19 protein-coding genes are annotated in these 16,390 nt (G+C 36.6%); 2 read left to right on the forward strand and 17 right to left on the reverse strand.

Annotated elements, in window-relative coordinates:
* Positions 1-254: 254 nt before the first annotated feature.
* The 7 genes from CA834_RS07970 to CA834_RS08000 all read right to left on the reverse strand — a co-directional run bounded on the left by CA834_RS07970 (position 255) and on the right by CA834_RS08000 (position 5,699).
* Positions 255-758, reverse strand: coding sequence for a hypothetical protein (locus CA834_RS07970; RefSeq protein ID WP_094968174.1), 504 nt, complete (start codon positions 756-758; stop codon positions 255-257).
* Between the two features lie 435 nt (positions 759-1,193).
* Entirely contained in the window at positions 1,194-1,580 is a 387-nt protein-coding gene (locus CA834_RS07975; protein WP_094968175.1) for a hypothetical protein, read from the reverse strand.
* On the reverse strand, positions 1,577-1,852 hold the full coding sequence (locus tag CA834_RS07980) for a CPCC family cysteine-rich protein (protein WP_094968176.1): 276 nt from the start codon (positions 1,850-1,852) through the stop codon (positions 1,577-1,579). Before CA834_RS07980 ends, CA834_RS07975 begins: the two co-directional genes overlap by 4 nt.
* Before the next feature lie 156 nt (positions 1,853-2,008).
* Positions 2,009-2,914: a hypothetical protein gene (locus CA834_RS07985; protein ID WP_094968177.1), complete on the reverse strand. Its 906-nt coding sequence runs from the start codon at positions 2,912-2,914 to the stop codon at positions 2,009-2,011.
* A gap of 156 nt (positions 2,915-3,070) precedes the next feature.
* A complete protein-coding gene (locus CA834_RS07990; RefSeq protein WP_133085473.1) occupies positions 3,071-3,511 on the reverse strand; it encodes a lipocalin family protein in 441 nt (146 codons plus the stop codon).
* Between the two features lie 442 nt (positions 3,512-3,953).
* Entirely contained in the window at positions 3,954-4,853 is a 900-nt protein-coding gene (locus CA834_RS07995; RefSeq protein ID WP_094968179.1) for a DUF6602 domain-containing protein, read from the reverse strand.
* A 396-nt stretch (positions 4,854-5,249) separates the two neighbouring features.
* The gene (locus tag CA834_RS08000) at positions 5,250-5,699 is read right to left on the reverse strand and encodes a winged helix-turn-helix transcriptional regulator (protein WP_094968180.1); all 450 of its coding nucleotides are present in this window, start codon (positions 5,697-5,699) and stop codon (positions 5,250-5,252) included.
* A gap of 117 nt (positions 5,700-5,816) precedes the next feature.
* Between CA834_RS08000 and CA834_RS08005 the strand changes: the two genes are divergently transcribed.
* Both CA834_RS08005 and CA834_RS08010 read left to right on the forward strand, forming a co-directional pair.
* Entirely contained in the window at positions 5,817-6,722 is a 906-nt protein-coding gene (locus CA834_RS08005) for a nuclear transport factor 2 family protein (protein WP_240507525.1), read from the forward strand.
* Positions 6,722-7,312: an NAD(P)H-dependent oxidoreductase gene (locus CA834_RS08010; protein ID WP_240507527.1), complete on the forward strand. Its 591-nt coding sequence runs from the start codon at positions 6,722-6,724 to the stop codon at positions 7,310-7,312. Before CA834_RS08005 ends, CA834_RS08010 begins: the two co-directional genes overlap by 1 nt.
* Positions 7,313-7,630: 318 nt before the next feature.
* Here the strand turns inward: CA834_RS08010 and CA834_RS08015 are convergent, their stop codons facing one another.
* From CA834_RS08015 to gcvT, 10 genes are all read right to left on the reverse strand, one after another.
* On the reverse strand, positions 7,631-8,788 hold the full coding sequence (locus tag CA834_RS08015; protein ID WP_094968181.1) for a hypothetical protein: 1,158 nt from the start codon (positions 8,786-8,788) through the stop codon (positions 7,631-7,633).
* Positions 8,764-9,807 (reverse strand): DNA cytosine methyltransferase, encoded by a 1,044-nt coding sequence (locus CA834_RS08020; protein WP_094968182.1) that lies wholly within the window; start codon positions 9,805-9,807, stop codon positions 8,764-8,766. Before CA834_RS08020 ends, CA834_RS08015 begins: the two co-directional genes overlap by 25 nt.
* Complete coding sequence (locus CA834_RS08025; RefSeq protein WP_094968183.1) at positions 9,800-10,837, reverse strand: DNA cytosine methyltransferase; 1,038 nt, start codon at positions 10,835-10,837, stop codon at positions 9,800-9,802. Before CA834_RS08025 ends, CA834_RS08020 begins: the two co-directional genes overlap by 8 nt.
* Complete coding sequence (locus tag CA834_RS08030; RefSeq protein WP_094968184.1) at positions 10,834-11,160, reverse strand: helix-turn-helix domain-containing protein; 327 nt, start codon at positions 11,158-11,160, stop codon at positions 10,834-10,836. Before CA834_RS08030 ends, CA834_RS08025 begins: the two co-directional genes overlap by 4 nt.
* A gap of 218 nt (positions 11,161-11,378) precedes the next feature.
* A complete protein-coding gene (gene xerA, locus CA834_RS08035) occupies positions 11,379-12,593 on the reverse strand; it encodes a site-specific tyrosine recombinase/integron integrase (protein WP_094968185.1) in 1,215 nt (404 codons plus the stop codon).
* 89 nt (positions 12,594-12,682) lie between these two features.
* Positions 12,683-13,189, reverse strand: a complete 507-nt coding sequence (locus tag CA834_RS08040; protein WP_094968186.1) for a DUF3124 domain-containing protein — start codon at positions 13,187-13,189, stop codon at positions 12,683-12,685.
* A 29-nt stretch (positions 13,190-13,218) separates the two neighbouring features.
* Positions 13,219-13,965, reverse strand: coding sequence for a YebC/PmpR family DNA-binding transcriptional regulator (locus CA834_RS08045; protein WP_094968187.1), 747 nt, complete (start codon positions 13,963-13,965; stop codon positions 13,219-13,221).
* 88 nt (positions 13,966-14,053) lie between these two features.
* Positions 14,054-14,341, reverse strand: a complete 288-nt coding sequence (locus CA834_RS08050; protein ID WP_094968188.1) for a 4a-hydroxytetrahydrobiopterin dehydratase — start codon at positions 14,339-14,341, stop codon at positions 14,054-14,056.
* A gap of 55 nt (positions 14,342-14,396) precedes the next feature.
* Positions 14,397-15,227 (reverse strand): sugar nucleotide-binding protein, encoded by an 831-nt coding sequence (locus CA834_RS08055; protein WP_094968189.1) that lies wholly within the window; start codon positions 15,225-15,227, stop codon positions 14,397-14,399.
* A 27-nt stretch (positions 15,228-15,254) separates the two neighbouring features.
* Complete coding sequence (gcvT, locus tag CA834_RS08060) at positions 15,255-16,340, reverse strand: glycine cleavage system aminomethyltransferase GcvT (protein WP_094968190.1); 1,086 nt, start codon at positions 16,338-16,340, stop codon at positions 15,255-15,257.
* Positions 16,341-16,390: the final 50 nt, after the last annotated feature.

Below are 16,390 nucleotides of genomic sequence, written 5' to 3' on the forward strand. Positions count from 1 at the left end.
ATGCGCTGTTAGTGTAATTTGGTTTAACCCTTGTGATGATAACACATTTACTTTAAGATGCTTTGTCTGCGAAGCAGCGCAGATTAAAGTTCGCCTTTGGCGAATGTGTTATCATCGGTCTTGTGTATGGTTAGTTGCGTGTTTAAGCAACTAATTTAGTAAACAAAAACGAACGCGAGAAAATTCCGAAGGAATTTTCCAAATAAGCAACGACCAAAGCAATTAATTATACACGTTGTTGGCAACTGGCTTTATTATTCTATAATTCCGCTAAATGTTTTCGATTCGCTATAAATTTTAATTCCGAAAAGATTCCATTTCAAAATTCCATCAGCAATATATTCCGCTTTTTCATTCGGTTTGTAATTGTTCGTTTGAATCGACTTAAATTCCCAAACGTAACCACTAACAAATCCTGTCAAAAAACTATTGCTTTCAATTGGGATGAATTCGTTTTTTTCAACTGAATATTTTACGTGCATATTTATGTTGAAAGTCAAATTATCTTCGAGTGTTACTTTTTTAATTTTTGAATTATTCTTTTTGTTATAATCGTTATTTATCGTTATTCGATTCGTGCTTTTTTCCGAGTTTGAAGCCGAAATTATTTGAACAATTCCGATTACCATTATAAAAATTGAAACAACTTTAAATTGAGGTTTGAAAATTCGTTTTCCTTTTGCTATAAATCCGACAATCAGATATAGAAAGTACAAAACAATTATTCCGTTTATTATTGACCAAATTAAATGTATCATAGGTCTCTGTTTTTTCAGCTTGTTGCCAACGCCCTGCTAAACGCAGTGACGTTCTGGGTTAAAAATTTATGGTGACTGAAAGTTACATATAAATTTTAAAGACAGGCAGAACGTTGCCAAATTGCTTTTAGGAATTGTTGGGTCGGGTTTTTGGTGTTTTCAAAGTTGTGGCCTAAGGCTTTGAGTCCCAACCGATGTTGCAATTTGGTTTAGCAGGGCGTTGGGACGGATGTCCAAGGGGCGGGAATTGCGCAGCAATGTAGCGACTTGGTAGAAGCCGCAGGCTTTAAATCCGTCCCAACGGTCTCGGCTATGAGTAGTTGCGTGGGTTAGCACTTAACTTTGCAAGTACATACCTAGTTGGAAATTCCGCAGGAATTTCCAAAGTAGGCGAGAAAAAGCAATTACTTATAGCCATTGTTGTAGCACGTTTTTTTAATTTATTTTTTCATTTTCCAATTCCGCAAACTTTTGTTTGTCCGTTGGTTTAATATTAACTAATTCAAATCGGTTTTTGTCCAAAACATTGAAGTCGACAAGACTTAAATAAAGGTCAACAACATTTCTGTCAATCATTATTTTTCCGCTACCAGCCCAATGTCTGTCTGTTCCGTTTTTCTTAATTCCAGAAATCCAATATTCGTCTCCGTTTTCTATGTCATAATAGTTTCCAGATATTCCACGAGCATTTGAATTTTTAAAAGCTTTTCCATTGAAATATACAGTTCTGCCAGATTTTGAAAATTCAGCCATTCCAATCCAAGCAGGACCATTGTCTCCAAATCCAGTTTTTAATTCAATACATTTCAGTTCAGGTTTCATAAATTATTCCATTCGGGATTTAGAGTATCACTATTATTTACTTTTCGTGTATTAGAAATCATCGATTCTTCACAAGCTCCAAACTTGATATAATTTTGCCGTGCTTGTATTAATGAAACTCTATTTGCGCCTCCTACAAAATTTTCATCTTCAAATCCAATAGGGTCATCTTCCCAAAAACAAATTGGACAAATGCAATAATTCAATCTGTCTTTAGGGTCAAATGTGTCGTATCCGCAACAAGGACAATATTCATTCAATTTATGTTTCATTGGATTTTCTCAAATGTGCTACAACGGTTCGGTGTATGGTTAGTTGCGTGGTTAAGAACGTAATTTAGCAAATAAATCACAGATAGAATATTCCGCAGGAATGTTCGTAAGTCGGCAGTGAACCAAGCAATTAATTATACACGGTGTTAGCAAAAGTTATTGATTACATTGCCCATTTATTAAATCATCTAAAGTTGGGTTATATTGGTTTTGAAAAACTTCATAAGCTCCGGGTATGCCACCGTTTATTAGAGAATTATTTAATGCACAGTAGTCTGAAAGATTTTCATTGAGAATTATATTGATTTGAAATCCAACGCTATTCAGGTTTTCTAATCCATTTAAATCAGTCAAAGCTGTTCCCGCAATAATGAGATTTTCTCCAATATTGGTCAGATTGCTTAATTGACTAATGTCGTTCAAATTGTTAACGTTTGAAAGTTGTAATCTTCCACCAATAGTTTGAAAATTATTTAATCCTTCGAGGTTTGTTAATTGCGGACATTCGATAATCTGGATTCCACCACTTAGATTCTCAATATTTGAAAAACAGTTTAAATTTTGTAGGCTAGGATTTTCAGCAACTGTAATGTTTTCAATAAAATCGGGTATGTTAGCAAGTCCATCAATATTTTCTAGTAATGTATTTCTAAATATTGAGATAAATGGTAAAGCAACTGTGATGTTACTTAAAGCGTTAACATTCAGTAGCTCATTGTTATCATAGATTTCGATACTAAATCCAACTGATTTCAATGAGTCAAATCCGTTCAACTGTGTTAAGGCATTACTAGTTTTTATAGTAAACGTTTGGTCAATATTTGTAATTGAGTTCAGTGGGCTTAGGTCAATTATATCATGAATTCCATCTTCTATATCTGATATAACCAAACTTCCAGAAATTGAATTGTAATTATTAGCACCAAAGGAATTCACTTCTTCTTGCGATATGAGTAGAACATCACCATCAAAAGTTAAATTTGATGGCTCGTCATCATTATTTGAATCACATGAGAGTATAAGAATGAATAGGAATAATAATGATGTTCTATAGGTTTTCATTGAGCTTTTTTTTAATTTTTGCTAACGGTTTTGTGTATGGCTCGTTGCGGAAAATCAGCTATGATTTTCCGCCGTAACCGAAAGATAGCAAATTGCAATGAATTTCGATTAGGAATTCAGCCGCAATGAGCTATACACGTTGTTGTGTGTAGTACTTTATTTCAGAAATCTGATTCTTTCTCCAGTGTCAGGGTCTGACAAAAAATACCACAATTGATAATTATTTTTTAATTTATAAATTTCTAAATCCGTTGTAATATTTGATTTGTCGAAATTCAGCTTAATTTTTTTCGTGTTGTATTGTTCAATAATTTTCCACGTTCCAGTTGAGATTCCGTTGTTAATTTCTCGGTCAAATAGATTTTGTGAATTATTCATTTCGAATTTATTATTAGGCTTAAAGGTCAGCACAATACTGTCGTTCTTAATTTCAGAAAGATATTCGTATGAGAATTTGTCCATTTTCCAAGTTCCAATAATATCATTTGAATTTACTTCAACATTTTTTCTCTCAATATTCACATCAATTGGTCCCATAAACTGGCAAGATGTAAATCCTAGAATTAAAATCAATAAAATCCAATAATGTCTTTTCATTTCAGTTTTTGAGTTTGATTGGGTATTACACACAACGCCCTGCTAAACGCAGTGACGTTCTGGGTTAAAAATTTATGGTGACTGAAAGTTACATATAAATTTTAAAGACAGGCAGAACGTTGCCAAATTGCTTTTAGGAATTGTTGGGTCGGGTTTTTGGTGTTTTCAAAGTTGTGGCCTAAGGCTTTGAGTCCCAACCGATGTTGCAATTTGGTTTAGCAGGGCGTTGGGACGGATGTCCAAGGGGCGGGAATTGCGCAGCAATGTAGCGACTTGGTAGAAGCCGCAGGCTTTAAATCCGTCCCAACGTGTTTGTATATGGTTTGTTGCGTGGTTTAAGCACTAAATTTAGCAAATAAAAACCGAATAGAAAATCCGCGAGGATTTTCGTAAGTAGGCTAGAACTAGCAATAAATTATATACGGTGTTAGCAGCAGTTATTTTATCCTATTATTTCTCCTTTATGTGTGAAAATACCATCAAAATATTTTAGTAAAACAGGTTTCAACACTAGGCAATTTTTTAAATGTGTATTTAAAGCAAAAATTAAAAATGCAAAGTTTGCGGCAGCTCTATTTTCTATAGTACTAAACTCCAAATAAACCCATTTATATTCTTTTTTGTTTTCAGTTTTAATAAATTGTGGGAATAATTCAATTGATCCCAAAGTAGATTTATTATTTTCAATAAAAACTTTAGCCTTAACAATCATTCCCTGATCTAATAAGCAGATGAAATTAGGTAAATACTTATCATCAGTTTTGATTAGTAAATCTTTAATGTTATTAATTTTAAAATCATTTGAATCAACAAAAAGTATAAATTTAAAGAGAGGGTTTTTGTAAGGTCTTGTGTCCTGGACTGTAAAATTAATTCCATATCCAAAATTTAATCCAATATCTTGACTTAATTGATTGTGCGGTGTTTCATCTCTGTTTAACTCCTCATAAATTTTGGTAGTTGAATTAATAAACGATTCGACATATTTCTTATTTGCGTAATACGTTGACTTAATTTCGGCGAAAGAATAAATCGATTCAAAAGGAAAATATTCAGTTCCATTTTCGGATGTAAATAATACAGGTGAACCAGTATTATCAGCTATTATTAAATCTAATTGGCTACTTGTTTTGAGTTTTTTGTCAACAATATGTCCTTGGCTAACGTAATACTTTAATGGTAATTTTCTTCTAATAACTCTTCTAACGGAATTTTCAACTTCATCTCCTGAAGCATCAATGTCTTTAGTTTTATGAAGAACTTTACTTTTTTGCCGAGAGCTAAAAATTTCTTCAACATCTTGTTGCAGAATTGACAATATCTCTAGTTTTGGTAGTTCCATTTTAGTATTACTTGTTTTTAATTGCTGCTAACGCCCTGCTAAACGCAGTGACGTTCTGGGTTAAAAATTTATGGTGACTGAAAGTTACATATAAATTTTAAAGACAGGCAGAACGTTGCCAAATTGCTTTTAGGAATTGTTGGGTCGGGTTTTTGGTGTTTTCAAAGTTGTGGCCTAAGGCTTTGAGTCCCAACCGATGTTGCAATTTGGTTTAGCAGGGCGTTGGGACGGATGTCCAAGGGGCGGGAATTGCGCAGCAATGTAGCGACTTGGTAGAAGCCGCAGGCTTTAAATCCGTCCCAACGGTAACGTATAAGAGCAGTAGCGGATTTCAAAGCATTTACCTTTCCGCCATCACAAAGGTTTGTTAGATGCACAGACCTTGAATTTACCACCTTACCCGCTATTGCTTTTATACAATGTTGTAGCCAGTTTTTTTTTGTATTTTCTCTCTATTTCATTCGCAAAAGCCGTTTTATCATTCCTTAGTAATTCCATTGCTTCCGCATTCATAATGCTAGGATGTAGGTCTCTAAGGTTCTTGTCACTCCATGATGCAAGCTCTACAAGAATAGGTGTTAAGGCCAAGCCTTTATCAGTCAAAAGATAGAGGTTGGTCTTTTTATTGTCAGGTCTTTTTGTTTTAATAATGATTCCGACTTCTTCCAAAAGTTTGAGTTTGGCAGAAAGAATATTGGTTGCAATAGCTTCTTCGCTTTCTGTAAAGTCCTTAAAGGTCTCTTTACCTTCTATCAGCATTTGCTTTACAATAACCAGCATCCACTTGTCGCCTAATATGTCAAGGGCAGAGGTAAACGGGCAATCACATCTAAAATCTAGCGGCATCTGTTAAGTCAACATTAAATATTACTTGCAAAATAAAATTAATCTCTAGTATTACTTGCTTATTGAAAGTAATTATCTATTTTTGCTTGCAAAACAAAAGTAATAAATCAAAATCAAATGGCAAAATCAATGAGAACATCATTAAGTGCACTCCTACTTTCAGGTATTCTCGCTTCCTGTAGTATGAGTCAAACTAAAACAACAAGCGAGGTTAATTCAATAAAAACCGCAACAATGAGCAACAAAGAAATCGTAGGAACCTTTCTAGGTGCCGTTCTAAAGAATGACGCAGAAACCATGAGAAAGCTGGCAAATAGCGACTACATTCAACACAACCCTTTTTTACCAACAGGCTTAGAGCCATTCATTCAGATGCTGCCTGTTCTTCAGGAAAATGGAACGACAGCTGAAAATATACGGATGTTCCAAGATGGTAACTACGTTTTCATGCATAACATTTGGCGCAATGCTAAGCCATTCGGAGCGGATGAAATGGTTTCATTTGATATTATTCGAATAGATGAAAATGGCAAAGTAGCCGAGCATTGGGATGCGATGACACCATTGGTTAAAGAAACCGTCAATGGAAGAACCCAAACTGATGGTCCAACAGATGTACGGGATTTAGACAAGACCGAAGCTAATAAAGCACTTGCAAAAGCCTTGGTTGAAGATGTATTGATGGGCAAAAATCCAAACAAAATCACAGACTACATCAGTGCGGAGACTTACCATCAACATAACCCCGACATCAAGGACGGGTTACAAGGAATTGTAGAAGCGGTTGAATATCTCTCTTCTCAAAACAACATGTTTCAATACACTAAAATCCATAAAGTCTTGGGTCAAGGGAATTTTGTTTTGACCGTAAGTGAGGGGAACTGGAACAATACGAATAATGTCTTCTATGATTTATTCCGAATAGATAACGACAAAATTGTAGAACATTGGGATGTGATTCAACCCATACCTACCGAAGGCTTGGCAAATGATAATGGAATGTTTGGGTTTAAAAACGATTAATGATGAAGAAAGCACTAATAATAAACGCACATCAAGAATACCCCTTTGCTAAAGGCGAATTGAATCACGAAATCGCCAAAAGGATTGGTGAACACCTTAAAAATGTCGGTTATGAAATAAAAACAACCACTATGAAAGATGATTGGGATGCTGATGAGGAAGTTGATAAACATACGTGGGCAGATGTAGTCATCTTACAGTCTCCTACCAACTGGATGGGCTTGCCTTGGAGTTTCAAGAAGTATATGGACGAGGTTTATACGGCAGGAATGTTTGGTAAAATGAGCCAAAATGATGGCAGAACAGCAGAATCACCGAAGAAGAATTATGGCAGTGGTGGATTGATGCAGGACACGCAATACATGCTTTCACTGACATTCAATGCACCAGAAGAATCATTTAATGATGAAAAAGAGTTTCTTTTTGCAGGCAAATCTGTGGATGACTTATACTTTCCTCAACACATGAATTTTAAGTTTTTCGGCATGAAGCCCATACCTACGTTTGCTTGCTTTGATGTCATGAAAAATCCGAATATTGAGAGCGACTTCAAGAGACTTCAAAAGCATCTTGAGGAAAATTTTGGATAATCGGTTTTAGTATTTTCAAATACGAGTAAAGTTGAAATCACAAGAATTTCTGTTCTTGTGATTTTTTTGGTTTTACTTTTCTCAAATTGGCTACAACGGTCTAGTGTATGAGTAGTAGCGGATTTTAAGTGCTAACTTTTCAGTTTTGAACTGACCTTTATTTTATGTTCTATCTCTCGTTTTATCACTTAAACCGCTATTACTTATACACATTGTTACCTGCTGGCTTTATTCATTTTCAGTCCGTTAGCGTTGGCGTGAAAGCTCTTTGCAACCGCAGGGACGAGGATTGCAATGTGCTTGAACATTGCGTTGGCTTTAGAATAAGAAATCCTTAGTCAAAATTTCCGTTATTCTCGCCCAATTAAATTCAATTCCTCTACCGACAGTAAAATATCTAGTACCTCTTGTTTTTAAAAGTCCAAGTTTATTCCAAAGTTTTAATTCATCTCTGATATAACTCTCTTTATTTCCTGTGGTGGTTCGACCCTCTTTTCTTTGCCCAATTGAGTTGTTCTCATCTAAATAGGTCTCAAAATCTTTTCTGAATTGAGTACTGTTAGCCAAACTTGCTGAATTAGCTCTTGTTTTGTAATCTTCCAAATCCTGAATCAAAATCAAGTGTTTTCCTTCAATCAAAACAAGTTTTGTAAGGTAATCCATATAAAGACTGCTTTCAATCCCAAAAATCTTTCCTATCGAAATTAATTTATAGCCTTCGGCTGTCAATCTACCTTCTGAAGGTTCAATTAAACCTAATTGAAAAAGTGGGATTTTATAATTTTGCTTTTCACTCCTGTAGTTGGTCTCATTATCAGTCTTAGTTCTTCCAGCACCTTCCCAAGTTCTTGTTTGTCCGTTTACCATTAAACGCCAAAATTCAGGCCAAGCATTGTTTGTATATATGTCTCCTGGTTCACTTGCATATTTGTCAAGAAGGTTTAGTAAAGTGAAAATCTCATAGTGGCTGATATCTCTCCACCAACACCAGTAAGTTTCGTTTATGTGTTCAGTTACAATTTCTCCAGTTCTCTCGTGTTCGATTGGTTTAAATAACTGAATTGAATTGAGCGGGTCTGATTCAAGTGTTCTCTCATTATATCCTATAACTGAAATATAATGTCTTGAAAACACATCAAGCGAAAGAATATTTGTCAAATGTTGAGCAATATTATAACCCTCTACAAATGTGGGTAGAATTATACCTGAATAATGGTGTTTTTCTAGATAAGATAATGTTTGACCAAGACCAGTTAAATATTCTCTTTTAGAATGGTTTGGTGGTTTAAATTCAAATGCGACACTTTGGTCTAAATCATAGTCAAAACAAACATAGTCAGGTCTTGGCCAACTAAAATCCCCTGCTTTATTCAGGTTGTCTGAAAAAACTTGCCCCCAATTGTCTACACGATTAACAATTTTAGAAACAATTGCTCTTCCTGCTTTATCTGCTAATAAGTCGTGATTTGCTCCCATTCTTCTACTAAAATTTGTTTTAAATGTTCCGCAAATATTTTTGACAACTTTACTGGAACTGCGTTACCAACTTGTATGCATTGTTCTTGCCTTGTGCCTTCAAAAATCACATCATCTGGAAAGGTCTGAATTCTTGCAGCTTCTCGAACGGTTAAACTTCTATTTTCTATTGGATGCAAGGGAAAAGCATTGTGTCCAGGAACCATAGTTGTTGCTGGTTTATCTCTGTGTAATCTTTTATAAACGTGACTAAAATTTTTCAATTTATTGTCCTTAAAATCACTTCTTGACCCCTTCAATAGATGTTCAGGAATATTTGGATGTATTCCTCCACCTTCTAAAATATAGCTAATTCTTTCCTTAACAATAGGATTATGATTCATTGGAATATGGTTTGGTACTTGATTTTCTTTGCCAACCAAATCCATTATGTGGTCTCTCAAAGTCTCAGGATTTTGTTTTGAGAATTCTTTTGGGTAATCAATTTCTTGACCGTCTTTAGAGCCAATAAAAAACACTCTATATCTTTTTTGTGGAACACCATAGTCGGCAGCACAAATTATCTTGCATTGAGCATTTTCGTAACCAATTTCCTTAAATCTTTCGAGTAGAATATCTCGGAAATATCCATTTTTTGATGAAACTAAACCACGAACATTTTCCATAATGAAAAAGTCTGGTTTGAGTGTTTTGACTGTTCTCAAAAATTCTAGTATGAGATTATTTCTTTCGTCATTTGGATTTCTGTTTCCAATTGTTGAAAATCCTTGACAAGGTGGTCCGCCAACAACAACATTGACCTTTTTTCCTTTGGCGGACTTTATAAACTCTTCATTGGAAATTTCTCTAATGTCTTTTGAGAGTAGTGGAACGTTTGGATAATTTGTTTTGTGAGTTTCAATAGCTGGTTTCCAATTTTCAACTGAAAATAATGGCTCAAAGCCAGCATCCATAAACCCTCTTAAAAATCCTCCAGCTCCTGAAAATAAATCGACAAAGGTTAATTGCTCACTATTCATATTTATCTAATATTTTTAAAACGTGATTAGCCCAATTTTCTGCTAAAACTGGTGGTACTGCATTACCCACTTGAATACATTGGGCTTGTCTATTCCCTGTGAAAATATAATCGTCTGGGAATGTTTGAATTCTTGCGGCTTCTCTGACTGTTAAACTCCTGTTTTCCGTTGGATGAATTGGGAAAGCATTGTGTCCAGGAACCATTGTTAAAGATGGTTTCTCCCTATGTAATCTTTTAAAAGTATTTCCGAAATTCTTTCTGTATAGTTCTGGTGGTAATTTATCCTCAGGCATTCTTTCGCCTTCAGGAATTAATTTATACCTAGCAATATTTATTTCACCGTGTTTGAGTGGTGCGTGGTTTGGTATTTTATTCTCTTTTCCCACTAAATCATTAATTGCTTGACCAACGGTCTTGTGTTTATGACCATTAATTCCATTTTCAAAATGCGTTTGTTCAGGATATGGATTTTCCTCTAATAAGGTTCTATGACCAAACACAAAAGTTCTATATCTTATTTGCGGAACACCATAATCTGCAGCATTTAAAATTTTATGCGAAATTTTATAGCCAGGAATGGAATTGAACTCTTCCATTACGTCTTCAAAAAAATTACCTTTTCTATAAGTTGTTAAGCCTCGCACATTTTCCATTATAAAGTACTTTGGTCTTAAAACACGAACGTGATTTATAAAATGACCAATTAGATTATTACGGATATCGTATTTTTCCCTTTTATTGGAATTAGATGATGCTCTATTTCCAATTGTTGAGAAGCCTTGACAAGGTGGTCCTCCAATTAATACATCAACTTCTTTTATCCCTTTTTCATCCCAATATTTTTGTTCGTCAATTAGAGATAAATCAACCTTTTCAAAAGGTAGTTCTGGATGATTTTCTTTGTGAAATGATTCACAGTCTTTGTTAAAATCGGCAGCCATTAGCAATTCAAATCTTCCTGTATTTAAAAATCCGCTATGGAATCCACCAATTCCAGAAAACACATCTATTAGTGAATATTTTTTCATTCTAATTCTAATTTTCCTTGTTTGACGTTTTTGTTTCTTATATAGCTTGCTGTTTCTTCTGCTACCGAAAAAATTGTTTCTGAACAATGATATTTTTGAGCCTCTCTTGCAAACTTATCTGCAAAGAACAAGTCAACTACTTTTTGTTTATCTGCTTCAAATAGTTTTGAGAGTAACTCAAGTTTATTTTTACTAAAAGTTTGAGTTCCATTTTCAATTCGACTTACCGCACTAGAATTCACTCCGATTTTAGCACCAAAATCTGTCTGAGTCCATTCTCTTTTTTCTCGTTCAACTTTTATATAATCACCAAAGCTTGCCATTTTTCTGTATTTACGTCAAATGATTTGATATAATTTTAGCAAATATAAAAATGTTTTGCGAATTTACTATCAAGTTTAATAAATTTTTTCGGGTGGTGGTGGGGAAGTGAAAGCTCTTTTTATTTTGTGAGGAATGAGCAAAATGAAATGTGCTTGAACGTGCGGTGGCTTTTTTTCAGCTTGCAGGTAACTTGTTATATCAGAACAAATATATGTGTTTATCGTTTAATATTTCGGGATAACAGAAGTTTTGACCTGTCTTTTTGGGTTTCTGTTATCTCCTTTACAGCTAGGTCTAATGGACTTTTAATTTGCATCAAGTCCCTTTGGGCAACATGGGTGTAGATCATGGTTGTTTCGGGCTTGGCATGGCCTAAAAGCATTTGTATATGTCGTAAATCTACCCCGTTTTCCATTAAATGAGTAGCATAACTATGTCTTAACACATGCGGTGTCACTGTCTTGGTTATACCTGCTTCTTTACATGCAGTTTTTAAAAACCCACGAACACTCTCAGCTGTATACATACCACCACCACGTCCTTCAACAAAATAATATTTAGGATTGTAAGTGTTTACATAGTTCAATAATAATGGCTTTAATACTTCACTCATTATTACAGTTCTGTCTTTTCTCCCTTTAGCCTGCCTCACATGTAACTGATTTCTATCTAAATCCAGATCCTTCAATTTTAAATTTAAGAGTTCGCCAATCCTGAGTCCACTAGAATAAATTATTCCGATAATTGCTCTGTGCTTAAGGTTTTTAGTCACCTGCATGAGGTCTATAATCTCTTCCTTAGACAACACCACCGGTAATCTTTTGCTTTTTTTTGGACGTGTTAATCCTTCGGTGTCAAAATCTTCGAGATTGCAATAACTTCCAAGGTACTTTAGTGCACTCACACTCTGCCTATGGCTGCTGATACTGTAATTCTCCTCAGCCATAACCTTTTCAAAAAACAAATCCATATCGCTTTTTTGCCATGTATCTAAAGGCTTTGGCTTTACAAAATCCAAAAAGCGTAAAATAAAAAAACCATACGTGCGTACCGTACTTGGGCTTAAGCGTTTGCCTTTTAAAAACCCGGTATAGGCTTTAAGCAACGCCTTGTATTCTGCGGGTAGGTCAGTGTGCATGGCGGCCATAGTCATTTCGGGCTTTGTCTTTTTAGTAGCTTTGTAAACCTCTTGCGGCACATTGGAAAAGGCACTGTAGTCCACATAAAAATTATGGTCTCTCAAATAGGTAAACAGTGTATGGAGTCGTGTTTTGGAATAGGCCGTGTAAAAGGTTCGGTGCGTGGCCGACCATTTGCTACCATCAAAGTCGTTAACAATAGATTTTGTACGGTCCGAATATCTAAACGCTATAGCAATTTGCTCAGCACCCCTATGATGCAGTGGTGATAATACAATGGTTTCCTGTACCATAATGACATGAATAGTAAGACAAAATACTGAAAAGTAAGTCCTTAGGCAAGCCATAACTTAAAATGCTACAATTTGTAGCATCAGCAGCACTAGTCTATACGCTTGCCCTGAGTGGTAAAGGACAAGCCTTGCTGGCCAGATGTTGAAATCATGATACCTTCAAAAAAGGGTTCGTTAGAATTTTTGTCAGCATACCAATCAAAGACAAAGTTGCCTCCGGTGCCACCTTTCTTATCTACTTCATTGATCACAATTTCTACAGTTTCCATGGGTTTAAGGTAAATAGGGAAGTCGAAGTAGGTTCTGATTGAATTGCCACCGGAATCAAAATATTCGGCCCTGCGTATATAAATGGAATCTGTTTTATTTACGTTCCGCATACTTACGGTTACCGTTAAACTATGGGTTTTGTGCTGTACCAAACTATAAATTTCAGAGTATACCGAAAGGTAGGTGCTTCCTTGCAATAACGAATCCTGCGGATGTATTGAAGCCCTACGCGCTTCCCAATTTACAGCAGCTACAGGCTCCGCCTTTTGCTCTTTGACGCAAGCAGCCATTAACAGACCGCACAAAATTAGGATAGCTTTTTTCATGATATTATATCTTAATCCATAGAAGCCAGTTAATCGGTAACTTCCTCCATGGTGTGGTACACGTTCTGTACATCATCGTCCTCCTCAATCTTCTCGAGTAATTTTTCCACATCTTCCATCTGTTCTGCCGATAATTTCTTGGTGACCTGCGGAATACGCTCAAAACCAGAGGAGAGGATCTCTATGTTGTGTTCCTCTAAATAAGACTGAATATTCCCAAAACTCTCAAAGGGCGCGTATATCATAACGCTGGTTATCTCATTACCATCTTCATCCTCATCCGTGTCCTCAAAGATCTCTTCAACACCGTAATCGATCAACTCCAACTCCAATTCCTCAAGGTCTAGGTCGTCGCCATTTATTTTGAAGTTACACGTGTGGTCAAACATAAAGACCACGGAGCCCGATACACCCAAACTACCGTCGCATTTATTGAAGTAACTTCTAATGTTGGCTACCGTACGGGTATTATTATCGGTAGCGGTTTCTATTAAAATGGCAATGCCATGGGGCGCATAGCCCTCAAAGACCACTTCCTTGTAATCGCCTTGGTTTTTATCTGAAGCCCGCTTTATGGCGCGCTCAATATTATCTTTGGGCATATTCACGGACTTGGCGTTCTGTATCACCGCCCGAAGACGTGCATTACTGTCCGGATCCGGACCACCTTCCTTAACGGCCATAACGATGTCCTTACCAATTCTGGTAAAGGCTTTGCTCATCGCAGCCCAACGTTTCATTTTACGTGCCTTTCTAAACTCGAAAGCTCTTCCCATATAAAACCTTTTATAGTATTCCCAAAGCTTTGGGAACGCCTTTTAATTAGCGTGTTGCAAAAATAACACGCTGAAGATTAAAAACAAATTACTCTTGTACTTCAACTATCGCTTCAATGGCCTCGGCCAAATCAAAGTCTTTTTGGGTAACGCCATCTGCATCATGGGTAGATAAGGAGATGCGTAATACATTGTAGACATTGCTCCAGTTGGGGTGATGATTTTGGGCTTCGCACTCAAAGGCAATGCGGCTCATGGCACTAAAACAATCCTTGAAGTTTTCAAATTCAAATTCTGCATTTAAGGCGTTATCGTAATAATCCCAATCCGGAAAACGAAGTAATTTTTTTTCTATAATGGCGTCATCTAGTTTCATATAATTCCAATTTTATGTTATAGGAAAAATAGGCAATTATACCAAGCTTGACAAATTATTTCTGAAGTTCTTCCAACACTTGTTGGCTGGTAATCTGAAGGTGCTTTGGTAACTTATTGAACTTGGGCAATACTGCCAGATACCGGTCTTCATTAGTGGTGTACACATGCTTCATCAAAACCTTTTGCCCCGTGAGCAAGGTGATGACATCTTCGATAAATTCATCATGGTGCACTAGATCGGTACTGCCCAAATGAAAAATACCGGTTTTATTACGGTTGATGATGTAATGGATCTGTTGGGTCACCTTTTTGTCCAAGGTGACGTTCATTATCAGATTTGGGAAAATCTCCACAGGCTCCTTTTGCTCTATTTGCTGCTTTATATCTAAAATCCGTGGACAGTTAGGTCCAAAGACCATAGGCAAGCGCAAGATGGCGACTTGCTTTTTGGGCAAGCGCAAGAGCATATTTTCAATCTTAATCTTAAAATGACCGTAAATACTGTGGCTTAAGGTTTTGTCTAGCTCATAGCTAGGGTACTTACTGTAGGCGTCAAAAGCGTTGGCCGAAGACAAAAAGATAAGTTTGGTGTTGTATTGTACGGCGTATTCCGCAACGTGTTGGTGCGCTATGGTTTGCGCATGGAAATCACCGCGCAAGGCGGAAATAACAATGGAGGGCCTGCACGCTTCAAGGATTTCATAGACATCATCCTCTTCAACATTGTATTGAAAGAACTGTTTGTTCCTTTCAAACTCAGAGGTGGATGTCCTGTAGGTACCGTAGGTTCTAAAATAGGGGCCTAACTCCTTATAAATGGCATGACCTAAAAAGCCACTGGCGCCAAGAATTAAAATACGATGTTTCTCTGGGGCTTTCTTCATTAATCCTACATCATTTACTATAAATTATTAGTTGCCTTTGTAAAAGGGCAATTTCACCACAGTTGCGGGTATGGCCTTTTGACGTACCTGGATGTATATTTTACTGCCAAAATCTGAAAATAACGGCGATACATAGCCCAAACCTATACCTTTCTTAAGGCTAGGGGACATCGTACCCGAAGTGACCTTACCAATGGGTTTGCCGTCTTGGTCTACAATGTCATAACCACGTCTTGGAACGCCTTTTTCATTCAGTTCAAAGGCTACGAGCTTTCTGTCAAGGATACGCTTTTTCTGTTCGGACAGATTTTCAGAACTGGTGAAGGACTTGGTAAACTTAACGATCCATCCCAAACCGGCTTCAAAAGGGGAGGTGGTATCATCTATATCGTTGCCGTAAAGACTATAGCCCATTTCCAAACGCAAGGTGTCCCGAGCAGCCAAACCAATAGGCTTAATGCCGTAAGGCTTACCGGCCTCCATTACCTTATCCCATATTTGCTTAACCTCTTCGTTTTTGCAGTAGATTTCAAACCCGCCACTTCCGGTATATCCCGTAGCCGAAATAATAACATGGTCTATACCCGCAAAATCACCGACAATAAAATTGTAAAAGCCTATTTGAAACAAATCGTGAGACGATAGGGTCTGCATAGCCTCAACCGCCTTTGGTCCTTGAATGGCCAATAGGGCATAGTCGTCACTTAGGTTACGCATTGTTGCGCCAACATCATTCTTTGAGGAGATAAAGGCCCAATCCTTTTCAATATTAGAGGCGTTAACCACCAGTAAATAGGTCTCCTCTTTTACTTTGTACACGATTAAATCATCGACAATACCACCATTGTCATTAGGGATACAGCTGTACTGTGCTTTGCCAATCGTTAATTTGGCAGCGTCATTACTTGTAACCTTCTGAACTAAATCCAAAGCCCGAGGTCCTTCAATTAAAAATTCGCCCATATGCGACACATCAAAAACACCCACCGAGTTGCGTACGGTTTCGTGTTCAATATTAACCCCTTCGTATTGCACGGGCATAGAGTAGCCCGCAAAAGGTACCATTTTAGCACCTAGGGCAATATGGGTTTCAGTTAAAGCTGTGGTCTTCATATGTGATGATTTTTTTAATTTCAATGCGCAAAATTAAGGAAATTTTATGG

The sequence above is a fragment of the Winogradskyella aurantia genome (genome assembly GCF_002266855.1).
In the GTDB taxonomy this organism is placed as follows: Bacteria; Bacteroidota; Bacteroidia; order Flavobacteriales; family Flavobacteriaceae; genus Winogradskyella; species Winogradskyella aurantia.